General features: G+C 65.6%; 17 protein-coding genes. 3 read left to right on the top strand and 14 right to left on the bottom strand.

Annotated elements, in window-relative coordinates:
• Position 1 precedes the first annotated feature (1 nt).
• The 14 genes from AC0WR5_RS04510 to AC0WR5_RS04445 form a co-directional block, all read right to left on the bottom strand.
• Positions 2 to 1,249 carry an FAD-dependent oxidoreductase gene (locus AC0WR5_RS04510; RefSeq protein WP_475867284.1) on the bottom strand — a complete coding sequence of 416 codons (1,248 nt, stop codon included), beginning with the start codon at positions 1,247 to 1,249 and terminating at the stop codon, positions 2 to 4.
• Between the two features lie 9 nt (positions 1,250 to 1,258).
• Positions 1,259 to 2,002: an SDR family oxidoreductase gene (locus AC0WR5_RS04505; RefSeq protein ID WP_475867282.1), complete on the bottom strand. Its 744-nt coding sequence runs from the start codon at positions 2,000 to 2,002 to the stop codon at positions 1,259 to 1,261.
• The gene (locus tag AC0WR5_RS04500) at positions 1,999 to 3,495 is read right to left on the bottom strand and encodes an aldehyde dehydrogenase (RefSeq protein WP_475867281.1); all 1,497 of its coding nucleotides are present in this window, start codon (positions 3,493 to 3,495) and stop codon (positions 1,999 to 2,001) included. Before AC0WR5_RS04500 ends, AC0WR5_RS04505 begins: the two co-directional genes overlap by 4 nt.
• Before the next feature lie 7 nt (positions 3,496 to 3,502).
• A complete protein-coding gene (locus AC0WR5_RS04495; RefSeq protein WP_475867279.1) occupies positions 3,503 to 4,318 on the bottom strand; it encodes an aspartate dehydrogenase in 816 nt (271 codons plus the stop codon).
• Positions 4,319 to 4,321: 3 nt separating this feature from the next.
• Positions 4,322 to 5,992: a thiamine pyrophosphate-binding protein gene (locus AC0WR5_RS04490; protein ID WP_475867278.1), complete on the bottom strand. Its 1,671-nt coding sequence runs from the start codon at positions 5,990 to 5,992 to the stop codon at positions 4,322 to 4,324.
• Between the two features lie 10 nt (positions 5,993 to 6,002).
• Positions 6,003 to 6,782 carry an SDR family oxidoreductase gene (locus AC0WR5_RS04485; protein WP_475867276.1) on the bottom strand — a complete coding sequence of 260 codons (780 nt, stop codon included), beginning with the start codon at positions 6,780 to 6,782 and terminating at the stop codon, positions 6,003 to 6,005.
• A 16-nt stretch (positions 6,783 to 6,798) separates the two neighbouring features.
• Entirely contained in the window at positions 6,799 to 7,731 is a 933-nt protein-coding gene (locus AC0WR5_RS04480) for a VOC family protein (RefSeq protein WP_475867274.1), read from the bottom strand.
• Positions 7,728 to 8,585 carry an alpha/beta fold hydrolase gene (locus AC0WR5_RS04475; RefSeq protein ID WP_475867273.1) on the bottom strand — a complete coding sequence of 286 codons (858 nt, stop codon included), beginning with the start codon at positions 8,583 to 8,585 and terminating at the stop codon, positions 7,728 to 7,730. Before AC0WR5_RS04475 ends, AC0WR5_RS04480 begins: the two co-directional genes overlap by 4 nt.
• The gene (locus AC0WR5_RS04470; protein ID WP_475867272.1) at positions 8,585 to 9,388 is read right to left on the bottom strand and encodes an ABC transporter permease; all 804 of its coding nucleotides are present in this window, start codon (positions 9,386 to 9,388) and stop codon (positions 8,585 to 8,587) included. Before AC0WR5_RS04470 ends, AC0WR5_RS04475 begins: the two co-directional genes overlap by 1 nt.
• Before the next feature lie 80 nt (positions 9,389 to 9,468).
• Positions 9,469 to 10,464, bottom strand: a complete 996-nt coding sequence (locus AC0WR5_RS04465) for an ABC transporter substrate-binding protein (RefSeq protein ID WP_475867269.1) — start codon at positions 10,462 to 10,464, stop codon at positions 9,469 to 9,471.
• Positions 10,465 to 10,521: 57 nt separating this feature from the next.
• Entirely contained in the window at positions 10,522 to 11,301 is a 780-nt protein-coding gene (locus AC0WR5_RS04460; RefSeq protein WP_475867268.1) for an ABC transporter ATP-binding protein, read from the bottom strand.
• 32 nt (positions 11,302 to 11,333) lie between these two features.
• On the bottom strand, positions 11,334 to 11,975 hold the full coding sequence (locus AC0WR5_RS04455) for a pentapeptide repeat-containing protein (RefSeq protein WP_475867267.1): 642 nt from the start codon (positions 11,973 to 11,975) through the stop codon (positions 11,334 to 11,336).
• Positions 11,975 to 13,030 carry a Rieske 2Fe-2S domain-containing protein gene (locus tag AC0WR5_RS04450; RefSeq protein WP_475867266.1) on the bottom strand — a complete coding sequence of 352 codons (1,056 nt, stop codon included), beginning with the start codon at positions 13,028 to 13,030 and terminating at the stop codon, positions 11,975 to 11,977. Before AC0WR5_RS04450 ends, AC0WR5_RS04455 begins: the two co-directional genes overlap by 1 nt.
• A gap of 96 nt (positions 13,031 to 13,126) precedes the next feature.
• Entirely contained in the window at positions 13,127 to 13,387 is a 261-nt protein-coding gene (locus AC0WR5_RS04445; RefSeq protein WP_475867265.1) for a recombinase-like helix-turn-helix domain-containing protein, read from the bottom strand.
• 150 nt (positions 13,388 to 13,537) lie between these two features.
• On the opposite strand from AC0WR5_RS04445, the gene AC0WR5_RS04440 reads away from it, so the two are divergent.
• The 3 genes from AC0WR5_RS04440 to AC0WR5_RS04430 all read left to right on the top strand — a co-directional run bounded on the left by AC0WR5_RS04440 (position 13,538) and on the right by AC0WR5_RS04430 (position 15,966).
• Complete coding sequence (locus tag AC0WR5_RS04440; protein ID WP_475867264.1) at positions 13,538 to 13,864, top strand: hypothetical protein; 327 nt, start codon at positions 13,538 to 13,540, stop codon at positions 13,862 to 13,864.
• Positions 13,861 to 14,232, top strand: a complete 372-nt coding sequence (locus AC0WR5_RS04435) for a RidA family protein (protein ID WP_475867262.1) — start codon at positions 13,861 to 13,863, stop codon at positions 14,230 to 14,232. The genes AC0WR5_RS04440 and AC0WR5_RS04435 overlap by 4 nt, the downstream gene beginning before the upstream one ends.
• A gap of 252 nt (positions 14,233 to 14,484) precedes the next feature.
• Positions 14,485 to 15,966 carry an FAD-dependent oxidoreductase gene (locus AC0WR5_RS04430; protein ID WP_475867260.1) on the top strand — a complete coding sequence of 494 codons (1,482 nt, stop codon included), beginning with the start codon at positions 14,485 to 14,487 and terminating at the stop codon, positions 15,964 to 15,966.
• The last annotated feature ends 116 nt before the right edge of the window (positions 15,967 to 16,082 follow it).

The raw sequence follows: 16,082 nt of genomic DNA, 5'->3' as shown, positions 1-16,082 counted from the left end.
CTCAGCTCTTCTCCATTTGGCCCAGGGCATGGGCCAGCATCTCTTTCAGGTCGGTCAACTTGGCGCGTACCCGGCCGGGCGGGCCGGCTTTATTCTCTGCGGCGTCGATCCGCAGCCAGCCTTCGTAGTCCGTCAGGTTCGGGAAACGGGCCTCCAGGGCCTTGTGCCCCGCATGCTCGGCCTTCGGCATGGCGGCAAGATCGCTCATGATCCGGTCCGCCAGAAGCTGTGCCGCCTGCCGGTTCTCCGGAATGGTGCCGCGCGGTCCGCGACAGAACCAGCCCGTCAGGTAGAGGCCCGTCTCTACCACACCGGCATTGGCGTCCTGCGAACGCGAGAGCAGCGCATCGCGCACGCCCGGCGCATGGGCCTCGAAGCCGATGGCCGTGACGACCGTGTCGCAGCCGAGGCTCAGGGTCTCGTCGCCACGCCGGAAATCGGCACCGGCCACCCGGCCCTGCTCCTCGACGAACCGCTCTGGCGTCCAGCCGAAGTGGAAGGTGACACGATGGCTTGCATCGGCGACATCCGCAGGCAACGATGCCAGCGCCTCGAGCCGAGGATCCTCTTGCCCCGCAGAGAGCTCCAGCCCCTCCATGGCAAAGGAGACGTGCGGCAGCCTGGCCAGCTCCTTGACCATGACCGGGTCGAACTTGGCCAGGTGAGCCGGCGAGCGGCCGAAGATGTCGATCTGCTGGACGCCGGAATTGGCGATATGATCGCTGTGGCGCTGGTGCAGGTCGGAGCCGTGGAAATCGGGTTCCCGCTTGGACAGGATGCGCAGCACGTCCATCGCGACGTTGCCCTGCCCCACGATCGCCACGCGCTCGCCCAATTCGGGCAACGCGCCGACCTCGTCAGGATGGTCGTTCCAGTGACGGGTCAGCTGGCCGGCACCGATGACACCGGCAAGGTCCGCGCCGGGCACATCCGGCACCCGGTCCCTGGACAGGCCAAGCGCCAGGACAACGACGTCATAGGCCGCGCGCAGGTCCTCCAGAGGCAGCCCCTCGTCACCCAACATGACGTTGCCGATGAAGCGCACGCCCTGCTTCTCGAACAGGCGCGCGAACTGACGGGTCACACCCTTGGTACCCTGGTGATCGGGCGCCACGCCATAGCGGACGAGGCCATAGGGCACCGGCAGGCGATCGATGATGTCGATCTCAACGTGCTTGTCCAGCTTGCGCAGCGATTGTGCCACGTAACAGCCCGACGGCCCCGAACCTACGATCGCGATCTTGGCCATGTCTACTCCCTATCTCAGGTGGAATCCGTGATCGACCGGCAGTATCTGACCGGTCAGCGTGATTGCGGACTCCGTTACCAGAAAGGCTGCGACATCCGCCACCTCGCCGGTGCCTTGCTTGCCGGGAACGGCGCGGCGTGTCTCATAAAGCTCATGTCGTTCGGCGGGCACGTAGTCGGTGCTCTCCGTCGTCAGGATGCCGGGCGCGATGGCGGTGACGCCCACGCCCTCCGGCCCGAGCTCGCGCGCCAGCGAACGGGTCATCGCCATCACGGCGCCCTTGGAGCTGGTATAGCTGAGCAGGTTCGGCGCGCCCCAGAGAGCGGTATCGGAGGCGAGGTTCACGACCCGCCCCGAGCCGCTGGCGATCAGCGCGTCGGCGCAGGCCCGGATCATCAGCCAGGTGCCGCGCACGTTGACCTGCATGACCTTGTCCCAGGTGGCGATGTCGATATCGCGGAACCCGATACCGCCGATCCCCGTGGCAATGGCGCCATTGTTGATCAGCCCGTGCAGGGGCATGGTCAGCCCTGAGCCAAGGGCCGCGATGGAGGCCGGATCCGACAGGTCGGCCAGCCGCAGCTCGCCTCTACCGCCCGCCGCCGTCAGTGCATCGAGGCTCGCCTGCCCCAGCTCTTGGTTGAAATCCGACAGGATCACATACGCACCCTGCCGGGCACAGGCCAATACGATGTCACGGCCAAGGCCGCCCCCGGCACCGGTAACGAGGATGTTGCGTCCGGTCAGGTTCATTTCACGATCCTCGCCCATGGATGCGGTTCGCCGGTCAGATCCGCGTAGATGCCCTTCTGCCGCTGCCAGGCCCTCAGGCCCTCGCGGCCCTTTTCCCGGCCCATGCCGGAGGCCCCATCGCCGCCGAAAGGCGTGGAGATCGAGAACTGCTTATAGGTGTTGATCCATACGGTGCCGGCGCGGATCGCGCGCGCAATGCGCCAGGCCCGGGGGAAATCCTTCGTCCAGATACCGCAAGCCAGGCCATAGTCGTTGTCGTTGCCCTGCGCGATCACGTCGGCCTCGTCCTCGAAGGGCAGCACCACGAGGACCGGACCAAAGATCTCCTCGCGGCAGGTCCGGGCGTCATTGCCAAGGCCGGCGATGATCGTGGGGCGCAGGTAACTGCCCTTGTCGAAGGCCGGGCCCTCGGGGCGGGTGCCGCCGGTCAGGATCTGGCCACCCTCTTCGCGGGCCGTTGCGATATAGCTCTCGACGTTGGCACGGTGTTCTTCGCAGATCAGTGGCGCCACCTGGGTTGCCGGATCGTCGGGCGCGCCCACGACCAGCTTCTCGGTCGCGGCCACCAGGTCCGCAACGAAGCTGTCATAGATGCTCTTCTGCACGAAGAGGCGCGAGCCGGCGATGCAGCTCTGCCCCGACGAGGAGAAGATGCCGAAGAGGATCCCGGCAAGGGCCAGGTCGCGGTCGCAATCGTCAAAGACGATGGTCGGAGATTTGCCGCCCAGCTCGAGGCTCATGGGCATCAGCTTCTCGCCCGCCTGGGCGGCCAGCCGGCGCCCCGTGACCGTTCCACCGGTAAAGGCCACGCGACCGATGTCACGGTGTTCGACCAGCAGGCTGCCTACCTCGCGCCCTGCCCCCGGCAGCACCGAGAGCAACCCCTTGGGCAGGCCCGCCTCCTCGCAGATCTCGGCAAGGACGAGCGAGACCATCGGCGACCAGCTCGAGGGTTTCAGCAACACGGCATTGCCTGCAGCCAAGGCAGGCGCGACCTTCTGCGCATCAGAGGCGATGGGGGAATTCCATGGCGTGATCGCCGCGACGACACCGATCGGTTCATGCAGGCTCGCCGTCATCGCGGTGGCACGCTGAACCGTCAGCTCGTCGTCCGCGGTTTCCAGCACGGCGGCAAAATAACGGAAGGTGCCCGCGGCACTGGCCGCCAGCGCGGCAGTCTCGCCGCGGGTCTTGCCTGTATCGCGGCTCTGGACGTGGGAAATCCGCGCGATGTTCGCCTCGATACCATCGGCAATGGCATGTAACAGGCGCGCCCGCTGATGGGGCAGCATGTCACGCCAGGCCGGGTCCTGCTGCGCCGCCCTGGCGCGGGCGATGGCCCGTTCGCCATCGCTGCGCGAGGCGCCTTTCAGCACCAGGTTGACCGATCCGTCATGCGGGTAAACCGAGGTGATCTCGGCCCCCTCGCCGGTTTCCCACACGCCCCCGATGAAGAGGCGGCCGTCGGGCAGTTGATGATCCATATCCTTCATGACGTCCTCATACGGTGATCGGGGTGACGTGGTTCAGCACGTTCCGCGCCAGGGCATAGACCGTGGACACGGATGTCTTGGGATTGTCCGGAGAGGGCTTGCCCTCCAGCGTCACCGAGAAATCCAGCGCCCCCGAGCGCACCGTGAATTCGTGAATATTGGCCGAAACGTCCGGGTCCGCGACCATGCGCACCCGAGTGGCCGAAAACCCGGCGCCGGCCAGGGCGATGGTGGCCGCAACATTGGCGTTCTTGGGATAATCAGTGGCGGCCTCGCGGGCCGTGCCCTCGTAGAAGGTGGTCGCCTCGCTCAGGGCGTCCAGGTCCAGCAGTTTTTCGGCCGGGGTGCCCTTCCAGGCCATCGGCGGCTTGCGCGAGGTGTATTCCACGCTGTCGATGCCGGAGAGCCGCGCGGCGGCGAGCATGTCGATACCGCCGACGGCGCCGGAGCTGAGATGCGCCTGTGTGCCCCCCTGTCGTGCGGCCTCGCGCACCCGGGCAACCGTCTCGGGATCGGCCAAGGCACCAACCGAGACGATGAGCACGGGCCGGCCGGCCTTCAGGCAATCCAGCACCGAGCTGCGCACCGCGGCATGGGTGGCCGCCTCGACCACCAGGGCCGGGCGGGAAGCGAGGAAGCTCTTCACATCCTCATGCACCTTTACCGGCAGCTCGCCCGCGACCGTGTCAAAGGCCGCCCGCGCCACGTCGCCCCGACCGGGGCGCGCCAGCACATCGACACGTGCCGGCGGCTCCCCCTCTGCGTCCAGCACCTTGAGCAGCGTGGTGGCGATGTTGCCGTATCCGATCAATCCCAGGTGCATGGCCTACTCCGCCTTGCCTGCAGCACCGGCCGGCGGACCGGCAAAGGCGCGGGCAAAGGGCCCGATGGCAGTCATGTCGACCTCGAGCACAACCGGGCCGGGTCGCGCGACGGCCGCATCGAAATGTGCCTCGAAGTCCTCGATCGCGGCGACCTTCATGTGCGGCATGCCAACAGAGGCACAGAGTGTCTCGAAGCAGGGCGTGTTCAGTGCCGAATAGTGCCGCCGCCCCTCGTATTGCGCATCCTGGATGTTCTGGATCACGCCGTATGCGCTGTCGTTCATCAACACGTAGACCAGCGGCGCCTCTTCCTGCACGGCAGTGATCAGCTCGGCGATGCCCAGCATCGCACCACCGTCCCCCACCAGCGTCACCGCCTTGGGACCGTCAGAGGCGAGCGCCGCACCGATCCCCATGGCGATGCCCTGGCCGATCCCGCCGCCAAGGGCATGGACGCCCAGGCGCGGTTCGGCGATCTGCACGTAGCGGTTGCCGAAAGTGGAATTGGAGATCGTCACGTCGCGCACCCAGGGGTGGGCGCCGTTCAAAACCCGCTGGTGCAGCACATCGGCCACCTGGCGGTACGGGCCAAGCATGGCGCGCAGTTCGCCCTCGGCCGTGGCGCGCGCCACGGCGATTTCGTGCGAAAGGTTCGGATCCGTGTCGAGCTTTGCCGGCAGCAACGCCAGCAGGCGGGTCAGCGTATCGCAGGCATCACCGTGGATCATCGCCTCGACAGGGTAGTTCCGGCCGCCCTGGCTGGCTTCCGCGTCGATCTGCCATATCGGCGGCAGCGGCATCAGGTTGTCCTTGGTCTCGTTGCCGCGCAGGCGCGACCCGACGACGACCATCAGGTCGCAGGTTTCATAGAGACGGATCGCCTGGGGCGTCATGTTGAAGGCGCCAAGGGTGGCCTTGTGCGTCTCGGGCACCACACCGCGACCGTTGGTCGAGGTCACGGCACCCATGCCGCGGTCCACCAGTTCGGTTGCCGGTGCCTCTGCCCCGCGCGCGCCGCCGCCCAGCCAGATCATCGGGCGTTTCGCGCCCTTTATCGCCTCGGCCAGCGCCTCGATCTCGGACTGGTCCGCGATGGGCCTCACCACCGCAGGCGTGCCGATCTTCGCGCCGCCTGCCAGCGGGCTGCGCTGAACGTCCACCGGCACCTCGAGGCTGACCGGACCGGAGGGCGCGGAGAGCGCGGAGCTGACGGCGGCCTTGATCACGCCGAGGGCCGCGTGGGCGTCCCAGATGCGGAAGGTCGCCTTGCTGACACCTTTCAGCATCTCGCGCTGGGTCGGCACGTCATGGATCGGCGCGCGGTCGCGGTCGGCAAACTTGGTGTCGACCTGGCTGGTGATGTGCAGAACGCGGCTGCCTGCCGTCAGCGCCTCGACCTGGCCGCCGGCCGCATAGCCCGCCGCGGTTCCGGTCGATGTCATCACCACGCCAAGGCCACCCGAGACACGGGCAAAGGCATCGGCCATGTTCATCGCCCCCGCCTCGCCACGCGCCGGCACGAAGCGGATCCGCCCCTGCCGCGCAACCGCATCGAGGATGGGCATGTTGTGGATCGAGATGACCCCGAACAGGGTCGTCACGCCGAGATCCGCCAGAGCCGTCGCGATCAGGTCGCCCACGGTCTCGGGCAGGGCCGGTGCTGCGGCAGGCATCGCCGCCACCTCAGATGTATCTTGAAACGCCGCCAGAGATTTCAACTTGAGCTCCTGTGATATAGGACGCGGCCGGCGAGGCCAGGAAGACCAGCGTACGCGCTGCTTCTTCCGGCTTGCCAAGACGGCCAAGAGGGATTTTCTTCTTTGCGGCAAGAGCCGCGAACCAGTCCTCGCGGCTCTGGCCCTGATCTTCGCGCGCTTCGAACCGGCGCTGCCACTGGTTGCTGTCCACCAGACCGACGAGGATGGAATTGACCCGGATATCCGGCGCCAGTTCGACCGAGAGCGATTTCAGCAGGCTCTGCACCCCGGCCCGCGCAGAGGAGGTGCAGACCATGTGCGGCTCCGGCTGATAGGCCAGCAGCGAATTGGTGGCGACGATCGCGCCCGCGCCGCTGGCCTTCAGCATCCCCTGAAAGGCCCGCACAGGGCGGATCTGACTGAAGTACTTCAGCTCGAGTTCATCGCGCCAGGCTTGGTCATCGGTATCGGCAAAGGTAGACACCCTGCCCTGGCCAGCGTTGTTGATCAGCGCCACGGCACCGCCGAACCGATCCTCGACGGCGGCTGCAAAGGCACTCACCTCCTCCGCCTTCAGCACATCGACGGGCCGGTGCAGCACACGCTCGGCGCCATGGGCATCCGCCATCGCCTCGGCCACCGCCTCGAGCCGCTGGGCGCCGCGGGCACAGAGCGCAACGTTGGCGCCCTCAGCAAGCAGCTGCCATGCGGTCGCGAGACCGATGCCAGAGGAAGCCCCCGTGACCACGACGGTCTTGTCGGTCAATCCAAGATCCACAGGCTCACTCCGCGCTCTCGGGCGGAAAACCCGGATCGGGCCGGCCCATCATGCAGGCACGCTGCGCCGCGGTCGGCGGGCCGGCGGTCATCCATTGGTCCATCTTCTCGGGATCGTCGCGCGACCAGACCTGCGGCTCGTGGGTCACCTCGTCGATCTTCTGCACTTCGGAAGTGAACTCGATCACGAAGCCTGAGGGCGAGACGAAATAGGCAAAGCAGTTGTCGCCCGGCCCGTGGCGGCCCGGTCCCCAGGTTGGCACCACGCCGTTCTGCCGCATCCGCCCGATCGAACGCATGTACTCGTTGATGTCGCCGGTCTCAAAGGCCACGTGGTTGACGCTGGCATAGGGCGCGCGGACGAGCGCGATGCAATGGTGATCAGCCCCCTCTTCCACGTCCGCCGCTGCGCGCAGGAACACCATCTGGTCGGCGGAGTAATCGCTGACGCGGAAGCCCAGGACGTCTTCATACCAGGCCTGCACGCCCTCCATGTCGGGGGTGTTCAGCACGCAGTGTGTGATCTTCTGGGGATGGGCGTACTTGTCCTGCTTCTCCAGCATCTCGAGATCGCAGGTGAAACGAAGCCGGCGGAAATCCGGGTCCAGCATCTCGAAGCCATAACCGCCGATCACGTCGTCGAACATGCCCGGCGCGCTCAGCACATGGGCACCCTTGGCCGTGACCTGCGCATGCAGCGCATCCATGCTGCCGCGGTCGGGCATGCCGAGGTGGATGTATTCGATGCCATAGTCCTTGCCGTCCTTCAGCGCATAGATGAAGGGTTCGGTCCCGGTGCCCCGCATATAGATGATGCCGTCGGCCTGCTTGGCGACACTCAGGCCCCAGCTTGTCTCGTAGAATTTCACCGTGTTGGTCATGCCCGGCGCGCGCATCACGACGCTGCGCAGATGACCTGCCCTGACAATATCACTCATGAGGCCCTCGTCTTTCCTTCGGTCTTCTCGGTGTCCAACTCGGACAGGATTTCTATCAGCGCGGCGGCGAATGCCTCCGGCGCTTCGGCGTGCAGTGCGTGGCCCGCACCCGGGATCACCCGGAGAGGCGCCCCTTTCAGGGCCGCCAGCGCGCGGTCGGTCTGGGCGCGCGGTGTGACCACGTCGCCAGCCCCCCAGATCACGCCCGCCGGCGCGGTGACCTGCTGCAGGCTCTGTTCCAGCCGGCCCGAGGCCAGCATGCGCACCGCCTGACCGTAGCCCGGCATAGTCACGGCCGCCATCGCGGCCTGCACGCGCGGCAGGGCCTCCGGATGGGCGTCCTTTTCGGCCACCAGGCGCGGCGCGCGGGCGGCGGCAAAGGCCGCGGCCCCCTCACGGTCCAGCGCCTCGAGCCGGTCGGCCGCCGCGTCGGACAACGGGCCCCCGACGGGGAACCCATGACCACAGGCCGCCGCGCCGAGGATCAGTGCCTCGACCCGCTCGGGGTTCTCGGCCGCGAAACGTGCCGCCATCAGCGTGCCGAGCGAATGACCCAGCAGGGTGACCCGTTTCAGCGCCAGCGCATCAAGCAGCGCCAGCAGCGCCGCGGCATAGGCGCCCTCCTCCGGCCATTCGGCGGCGAGCGGATCGGATCCGGCATAGCCCGGCGCGTTCCAGGCGATCACGTCCCAGTCGCCCGGCAGATGGGGCAGCATGGGCGCGAAACTCTCGCCGCGCGATCCGATGCCGTGCAGGCAGACCAGCGCCCGCCCCGGGCCCCGGCGGCGCAGGTAGGTGATACGCGCCGCCTTGCCGGTCTCGAACACCGTGGGATATGTGGCCGTGACGGCCATCACTGATCGCCCCGGTCAAGGTAGTGCAGCACCCGCTTTTCGATATAGGCGACCACGAAGTAGAGCAGGATGCCGATGATGGTCAGCAGGATGATCGAGTCGAAGACCATCGCCGTGTTTGCCTGGCCTTCGCCATAGGTCAGCAGGAAGCCGAGGCCGCTGTTGCCGCCCACCAGTTCGCCCACCGTCACCCCGATCACGGCCAGCGTCGAAGAGATCCGCAGACCGGCAAAGAGGTTGGGCAGCGACCAGGGCATCTCGATCTTCAGGAAGATCTTCCAGCGGCTCATGGAATAGACCTTGGCAAGGTTCACCAGGTCCTTGTCGACCGTCTTCATGCTCTGCAGCACGTTCACCAGGATCGGGAAGAAGACGATCAGCACGGTGACCAGCAACTTGGGGATGGCGGTATAGCCGAACCACATGATGAACAGCGGCGCAAAGGCCACCTTGGGCGCGATCTGAAGCGCAAGGATATAGGGCGAGAGCACGCGCTCCCAGAGCCGGGACATGCCCAGCAGGTAGCCCGAGACGGCGCCGAGAATGCTGCCGAGGGCAAAGCCGATGATGGCCGAGACCAGCGTCGACATGAAATTCGCAAGCAGGCTGTCCTGCCGCCACATGCGGCCGAATTCTTCCATGCATTGTGTAAAGGTGGGGATGATGTACCGCGGAATTCCCAGAGCGGGCGGAAGGAACTGCCAGATCGCCAGAAAGATCAGGCCGAAGCCGACCATCAGACCGATCTCGAGAGAGGAGCCGGATCTGCGGCGGGCCGCGGGATTGGTCGCGTTGGTACTCACGCTTCTGTCCTTTTTGGAGGTCTTGGAGGAGCGCCCCACGGGCCGCTCCGTGCTCAGGGTTTCTTCCGCGGTAACGCTCATTACTCTGCTGCCGTCACGAAGGTGTTGTCATAGTAGTCTTCCGGATCCTCGATCGAGCCGACGATGTCGTGCTGCAGGTAGAACTCGGATACGGCCTTGACCCGCGCGGGGTCGAACTGGCCCAGCATCGACATGTCGTCGACGGCATAGACCTGCGTGCCATAGCGCTTCATAACGTCGGTCAGGAAAGCTTCCTTGCCTTCGAACTGCGGCATGGTTTCCGCCAGAAGCTTGGCCGAACCCTCGGGGTCGGTCATCACGTCCTGCAGGCCATGCAAAGTGGCCTGAACAAAGCCACCGACGACTTCCGGGCGTTCCTCTGCGGTCTTCTCCGAGGTCAGCACGGCCTGTGCCATGGCCGGGAACATCTCGTTGATCGAAATCGTCGTCAGGTCGACGCCAGCCCCCTCGATCGAGGCGGCCCAGTCCGGGGTGCCCGAGATCGCGTCGAGATCGCCCGAGATCATAAGCTGTACCATGCCGCCGGCGCCCACGGCCTCGATGTCGACGTCATCCTTGGACATGCCGTTGGCCGCCAGGGCTGCCAGCAGGTTGTAGTAAGTGGTGTCCTGGTAGGCCAGAACGCCGATCTTCTTGCCGGCCAGGCTCTTCATGTCGGTGGCTCCGCTGTCGTTGCGGATCAGCATCTGCGTCAGGGCCTTGCCCCCCAGCAGCAGGACGCCCTCGACCGGCAGGCCATTGGCGCGCACGATGATCGGCGTGTCGCCAATGCCGCCGCCGAGGTCCGCGTTGCCCACGGCAACCTGCTTGGCCACGTCCGCGCCGCCCTTGCCGATCACCCAGTCCACGTCGAGGCCCGCATCTTCATAATAGCCCTTGGCGCGGGCCACCTGGAACGGCGTGAAGGCCGGCAGGAAGTCGGGCGCCGGGAAGAGATAGGTCATCTTCTCCAGCTCCTGGGCCTGCGCCGCCGGCACGACCGCCAGCGAGGTCAGAGCGGCCACGGCGGCTGCCTTGATGAAAGTCATTTTCATTTCGGAGGAACTCCCTGTGTGTTCTCTGTTGGTTTTTCTTCTTCTGGTCTTCGGGTCTCAGGCGTCTTCGTTTTCCAGATGCAGCGCATCGAAGAGCCGTTTAACGTAGACGCCCGCCTGCGGTTCCAGGCTGCGTTTCAGCGGATCCGTGCGGTGCGGCAGGTCGATGGCGAACTCGTCGATCACCCTCCCCGGACGGCCCGACAGGACCACCACGCGATCCGACATGATCACCGCCTCGTTCAGGTCGTGGGTGATCAGCACGCTGGTCACGCCGGCCTCAGCGATGATACGGGCAAAGTGGCCTTGCAGGCGCAGCTTCGTCTGCGCGTCCAGCGCACTGAACGGCTCATCGAGCAGCACCAGCTCGGGCTCGATCGCCAGCGTCCGGGCCAGGGCCGCCCGTTGACGCATACCGCCCGAGAGCTGGTGCGGATAGCTTTCGGCAAAGTCCGACAGGTGCATCCGCTCCAGCTCGGCCATGGCACGCCGGCGACGCTCGGTGCGGTTGAACTTCTTCTCCTCAAGGCCGAATTCCACGTTCTTGACGATCGTGCGCCAGGGCAGGAGCAGGTCCTTCTGAAGCATGAAGCCCACCTCTGGGCGGGTGCCGGTGACCAGCTCGCCATCGATGCGCACCTCGCCCTCGGTCGGCCCGTAGAGCCCCGAGACCATGTTGAGGATCGTCGACTTGCCACAGCCCGAAGGCCCCACCACCGCGACCAGTTCCCCCGGCGCCACCGAAAAGGACATGTCGGTCACGGCGGTCACGGAATGGCCGGTCTTGTGGTCGGTAAAGACCTTGGTGATATTCTTCAGTTCGAGACTGGATGTCATTGTTGTACCGCCCTTTTCATGTTGGGGTTCCGTCAATTCCAGACGTATCCGAAGCTGCGGATCTGGCGCGCCAGCGGCTGGGCCGGCGGCGCGGAGGGGCCGGCGGGCGCGACAGTGATGCCGCGCAGCCAGTTGCGCCCGTGAACTTCCATGCCCTTGGCCGAGACCCGGCCGAGGAAGGCCGCCCCGTCGCCCCAGAAGCCGCCATAGGCCTCGGTGCCATCGAGCGAGACCGGTCCTTCGAACCGGGCGCCGGCCATCGAGAAACTGCCCAGCACCTGCACCCGGTCCAGCCAGGCCGGTCCGTGGCAGGTGGCGGCATCCAGCACCAGCGTGCCGCGGCTCTCGGCCCGCGTCAGTGTCAGTTCACCGGCAAACTCGGCGCCGTCGAAACGGGCATCATGGGCAAAGAGCGCCTCGCGCGCCTGCACAGGCGCGGTGAAGCGGCAGTCGCGGAACCAGGTCAGCCCCCGGAACACTGCCGCTTCCAGCTTGACCGGTCCCTCGAAGACCGAACCCGTCAGGTCGAAACCGCAAGGTTCCCGCCCCGAGAGGTCGAGCGCCCCGGTCACCCGGCTGCCCGTCAGGTCCACCGCCCGACCGGCCTGAAACGGAGCGGATATCGCCTCGATCAGGGCCTCGGGGGACAGGTCTTTCAGGCCGTCGCGTGCCATCAGGCGGTTTTCTTTCCTGCCGCCTCGCCCGCATCCAGCGCCTTGAAATGCTCCTTGGCGCGGCGCACCATCATCTGCCGCTGACGGCTGACGCCGATGTCGTGCTGATAGAGCATCTCGCGGCGCCGTGCGTCGGCGGGAATGCTCTCCAGCATCACGCGGTCCTGCTCCAGGACGAACCAGTGACGGTCTTCCAGGAAGGCGCGATACAGGAAACGCCAGCTCTCGGCGGCCAGCCCCTTCACCTGCCGGCAGCGCCAGAAGAAGGAGTGATGCGTATCCTCGTCGATTGCCGTGGCAAAGCCGATGATGCGGAAGGGACCACCCGGACCGGCCCCGTCGGGATAGGGAATGTCGAGGCGGAAATACATCACGCCCTCGTCCATCACGACCTCGGTCTCATCGAGGTTCACGCCCTTCTGACCCATGCGCTCGATGCGGAAGCCCTTCTCGGTGCGTTCCAGGTTCATCGTGTCCTGCTTGGCGCCGTACTGAAGCGTGAAGCTGTCGGAATGCAGGTAGATCGCGTGCATCGGGTCGGCCGCGTTGTCGAGGCTGAAGCGATAGGAGCAGTCCCATTTCACCATGCAGGGAAAGACCTCCCATTCGCCGTTGGTGAACTCGACCGGCGGCACGAACTCGGGCGCCTCGGGGCGGTCGGCAGAGGGCAGGTAGATGAAGATCGCACCGCCGGCCTCGGCCGTCTCGTAGGAGGTCAGCGCCTTTCGGCCTTCCAGCGCGCAATCGGGCATGGCGGGCACGCGGGCCACGGTGCCCTCGCCATCGACCATCACGCCGTGATAGCGACAGGCGATATTGCCCTCCTGCACGACACCCAGGCTCAGCTTGGCGCCGCGGTGGGGGCAGAAATCCTCGACGCAGCGCACCTTGCCGGCACCGTCGCGCCACATGACAAGGTTTTCGCCCGCGATCTTGCGCGCCAGCGGCTTGCCTGTCTTGACCTGAACAGAGGTCGCAACAGGCGTCCAGAAACCCCGCAAACCCTTGTTGATGCACTCGTCCACGCGGTCGCGCGATCCGGTTGCTGCTTCCATCGTGCTGTCTCCCTGGTTCAGGCCCCGGCGCCGTCGTCAGCCCCGCCCTGTCTCGGTATGGCTTGCTTGGTATGGCTTGCTTGGTATGGCTGGCGCTCAGGCGCCTATCCCGTGTTCGGCATGGGCCGCGTCGTGGCTGGCGTTGATTGCCTTCAGCTCTGCCTCGAACACCGCGAGCGTCCAGGCGCCGGCCTCTCCCGAGGGGCGGGCATCGCCGCGTGCGTTCAGCTTTTCCACGACCTCTGCGAAGTCATGGCAGCCGGTTTCGTAAATGCGTTCCAGTGCTTCGGCGAAGGTGGCCTCGGCCTCGGTCAGCGGGCGGCCCTTGGATTGCCCCTTCAGTGCAGGATCCTGCATGTCGCTCCCCCGTCAATTTGAGCGTGTTCCCGTGGCCGACAGCTTAAACTGTTCAATATAGACCACTGTGTTCCTATTTGAAATTAATCCGATTCAGGCTATCGTTGGCAAGAACTTTCCGAGCGAGCCGCTCAAAAAGCAGGAGGCCCCATGTCCGAAACCGTGATGCTCACCGTGTTCCTGAAACACGATCAATCCAAGAATCTTGAGCAAATTCAGAGCCATCTGTCCGAGCAGGATTGGTGGCAATCCTTCCCGCCCGAGGGTGCCGAAATTCTGAGCTGGAACGTGGTGATGGGCATCGGGCAAGTGGTGACGCTGCGGATGGCGCCGGAGATTTTGCCGAAAGTGAACGTCGAGCTGGAAAGACGGGCCTGGGGAGTCTTCGAGACGGAGTTCTATCCGACCTATGATTTCGTGCCGGTGAGAGAGCGCCTGGGACGCGAGGATGCGGCGCGCAAGGAGGCCGCGAAATGAGGGAGATCACCGCCGAGACGGTGCCCGGCGCGGTGCCGGGGCTGTTCACCAATGCCATCGAGGTGGACGGGATCGTCTATATCTCCGGGATGCATGCAGGTGGCGCCGAGGTGCCCGAGGACATCGGCGCCCAGGCCCGTATCGCCTTGAAAAGGGTAACGGATCTGGCCGAGGCCGCAGGCAGTGCCCGGATCGTCAAGATCACCGTCTACGTCACCGACATGGCCGATCGTGCCGCCGTGGCCGAGGCCCGGAGGGAGGCTTTCACCCAGGCCCCCCTGCCCGCCGCGACCATGTTGCAGGTCAGTGGATTCATTGATCCCAGGCTGAAGATCGAGGTCGAGGCGGTGGCCCATCTGCCGCGCTGAGGCCACTTTGCGCCGCAGCGCAGCAAGAGTCTGAAAAAGCGGCGAAAACCCCTTGCGGTATCGCGTCGGTATCACGTCGGTATCACGTCGGTACTGCAGTGCAGCATCGCTCGGCCGGAAATGGCCGACGCCTCCCTGGGCGACGCCCTTCTGCGGCGATGCCTGCAATCGATTGCGCCAGATCAAGGCAGCACTCCGTCACAGCGCGTATCATTCATCTCATATACCGATATTCATCGAAGGAGTGAGGATATGGCTAGCGAAACGAGAACCTGTGATGTCCTGGTTCTGGGCGCCGGTGCGGGCGGCCTTGCCGCCGCGCTGACGCTGGCCATTGCCGGCAAGAAAGTCCTGGTGCTGGAAAAGACACCGGTCACCGGCGGACGTGCGAATTACGCCGAGGGCGTGTTCGGCGTGGAAACCGAAATGCAGCGCGAGAACTGGGTGAACCTGAAGCGCGACGAAACCTATCGCGAGGAAATGGAAGAAACCCGCTGGTCGGCCAATGCGCCGCTGGTGCGCCGCTTCCACAACAAGTCGGCCGAGACGATCGACTGGCTGATGGAACAGGGCGTGGAATTCGAAGGCCCGGAAACCATCGAATGGACGGCCAACCGCACCTGGCACATCGCCAAGGGCCACGGCCGCGAGCTCTGCAAGAAGCTCTTTGAACGGCTGGAGACCTTCCCCAACGCCGAGCTGATCCGCAACATCTCGGCCAAGGAGCTGATCACCGATGACGCCGGCCGCGTTGTTGGGGCCAAGGCCTATACCAAGGACGGCGACGAGATGGTCGTGACCGCGCCCGAAGGCGTGATCGTGGCCACCGGCGGCTTTGCCAACAACCCCGAGATGATGGCGAAATACACCGAGGCCCCGAACCCGGTGCAATATGCCCCCATCGGATCCGAGGGTGACGGCATCAACATGGTGCAGGCTCTGGGCGCAGACCTCGATTCCATCGGCGCCACAATGCTGCTGCCGGCGCTGGATCAGCACGTGGCCAAGATGGGCTGGGAGCAGATGAACCTCTGCATCCTGGGCTGGCAGCCGCGGGCAATCTGGGTCGACCTGCAGGGCGAACGCTTTACCGCCGAGGACGTGGCCGTGGATTTCATCCATGCCGGCAATGCCGTGCACCGGGTGAAACACTCCTGGACCATCATGGACGAGGCCACCCGCGACTACCTGATGAACAAGGGGCTCGACGTGGGCCTTGGCGTTCTGGTGCCGGCCACGACCAAGGTCGGGGATTTCGACAAATTCGTCGACTATGGCCTGAAGAATGCCGAGGGCGCCGTGGTGGTGGCCGATGGCCTCGAGGACCTGGCGAAACAGACGGGCATGCCGCTCGCCGCGCTGAAGGACACCTTCGAGACCTACAACTATGACGTCGACCACAACAAGGACAGCGGATTTGCCAAGGACGAACGCTACCTGACCAAGCTGGAAACCGGCGGCAAGCTCTATGCCTTCCGCATGACCTACGGCATCCTGACCACGGTGGGCGGCATCCGGATCAACAAGTTCCTGCAGCCCGTGAAACCCGATGCCACGGTGATCGAGGGCGTCTGGGTCACCGGCAACGACGCCGGCGGCATCTCGGCCCGCGACAGCTACACGCTCGGCGCGGCCTCGGGCACCAGCTTCGGCTTTGCCGTCAACGGCGGCCGGATGGCAGCCCAGCAGATCATCGAGCAGACGACCAGCAAGGTATCCGCCGCCGCGAAGTGATCCGGGCCCCCTGTGGCCGGTCCCTGTGGCAAGCCCCTGTGGCAGGCCCCTGTGGCAGGCCCCTGTGGCGAGACAGAAAAAGACCCCCGCCGGAGCGATCCGGCGGGGGTTTTCGC

It is taken from the genome of Pseudooceanicola sp. DL12 (genome assembly GCF_056270665.1).
Note: the sequence above shows the minus strand (reverse complement) of the source record. Positions and strands in the feature narration are given on the sequence as shown.

Excerpts from the sequence above, each read along its gene's own strand:
- AC0WR5_RS04435 (WP_475867262.1), top strand. The coding sequence starts at position 13,861 with ATGAGGGAGATCACCGCCGAGACGGTGCCCGGCGCGGTGCCGGGGCTG.
- AC0WR5_RS04430 (WP_475867260.1), top strand. The coding sequence starts at position 14,485 with ATGGCTAGCGAAACGAGAACCTGTGATGTCCTGGTTCTGGGCGCCGGT.
- AC0WR5_RS04440 (WP_475867264.1), top strand. The coding sequence starts at position 13,538 with ATGTCCGAAACCGTGATGCTCACCGTGTTCCTGAAACACGATCAATCC.
- AC0WR5_RS04460 (WP_475867268.1), bottom strand. The coding sequence starts at position 11,301 with ATGACATCCAGTCTCGAACTGAAGAATATCACCAAGGTCTTTACCGAC.
- AC0WR5_RS04445 (WP_475867265.1), bottom strand. The coding sequence starts at position 13,387 with ATGCAGGATCCTGCACTGAAGGGGCAATCCAAGGGCCGCCCGCTGACC.
- AC0WR5_RS04455 (WP_475867267.1), bottom strand. The coding sequence starts at position 11,975 with ATGGCACGCGACGGCCTGAAAGACCTGTCCCCCGAGGCCCTGATCGAG.
- AC0WR5_RS04490 (WP_475867278.1), bottom strand. The coding sequence starts at position 5,992 with ATGCCTGCCGCAGCACCGGCCCTGCCCGAGACCGTGGGCGACCTGATC.
- AC0WR5_RS04495 (WP_475867279.1), bottom strand. The coding sequence starts at position 4,318 with ATGCACCTGGGATTGATCGGATACGGCAACATCGCCACCACGCTGCTC.
- AC0WR5_RS04475 (WP_475867273.1), bottom strand. The coding sequence starts at position 8,585 with ATGGCCGTCACGGCCACATATCCCACGGTGTTCGAGACCGGCAAGGCG.
- AC0WR5_RS04510 (WP_475867284.1), bottom strand. The coding sequence starts at position 1,249 with ATGGCCAAGATCGCGATCGTAGGTTCGGGGCCGTCGGGCTGTTACGTG.
- AC0WR5_RS04505 (WP_475867282.1), bottom strand. The coding sequence starts at position 2,002 with ATGAACCTGACCGGACGCAACATCCTCGTTACCGGTGCCGGGGGCGGC.
- AC0WR5_RS04465 (WP_475867269.1), bottom strand. The coding sequence starts at position 10,464 with ATGAAAATGACTTTCATCAAGGCAGCCGCCGTGGCCGCTCTGACCTCG.
- AC0WR5_RS04450 (WP_475867266.1), bottom strand. The coding sequence starts at position 13,030 with ATGGAAGCAGCAACCGGATCGCGCGACCGCGTGGACGAGTGCATCAAC.
- AC0WR5_RS04480 (WP_475867274.1), bottom strand. The coding sequence starts at position 7,731 with ATGAGTGATATTGTCAGGGCAGGTCATCTGCGCAGCGTCGTGATGCGC.
- AC0WR5_RS04500 (WP_475867281.1), bottom strand. The coding sequence starts at position 3,495 with ATGAAGGATATGGATCATCAACTGCCCGACGGCCGCCTCTTCATCGGG.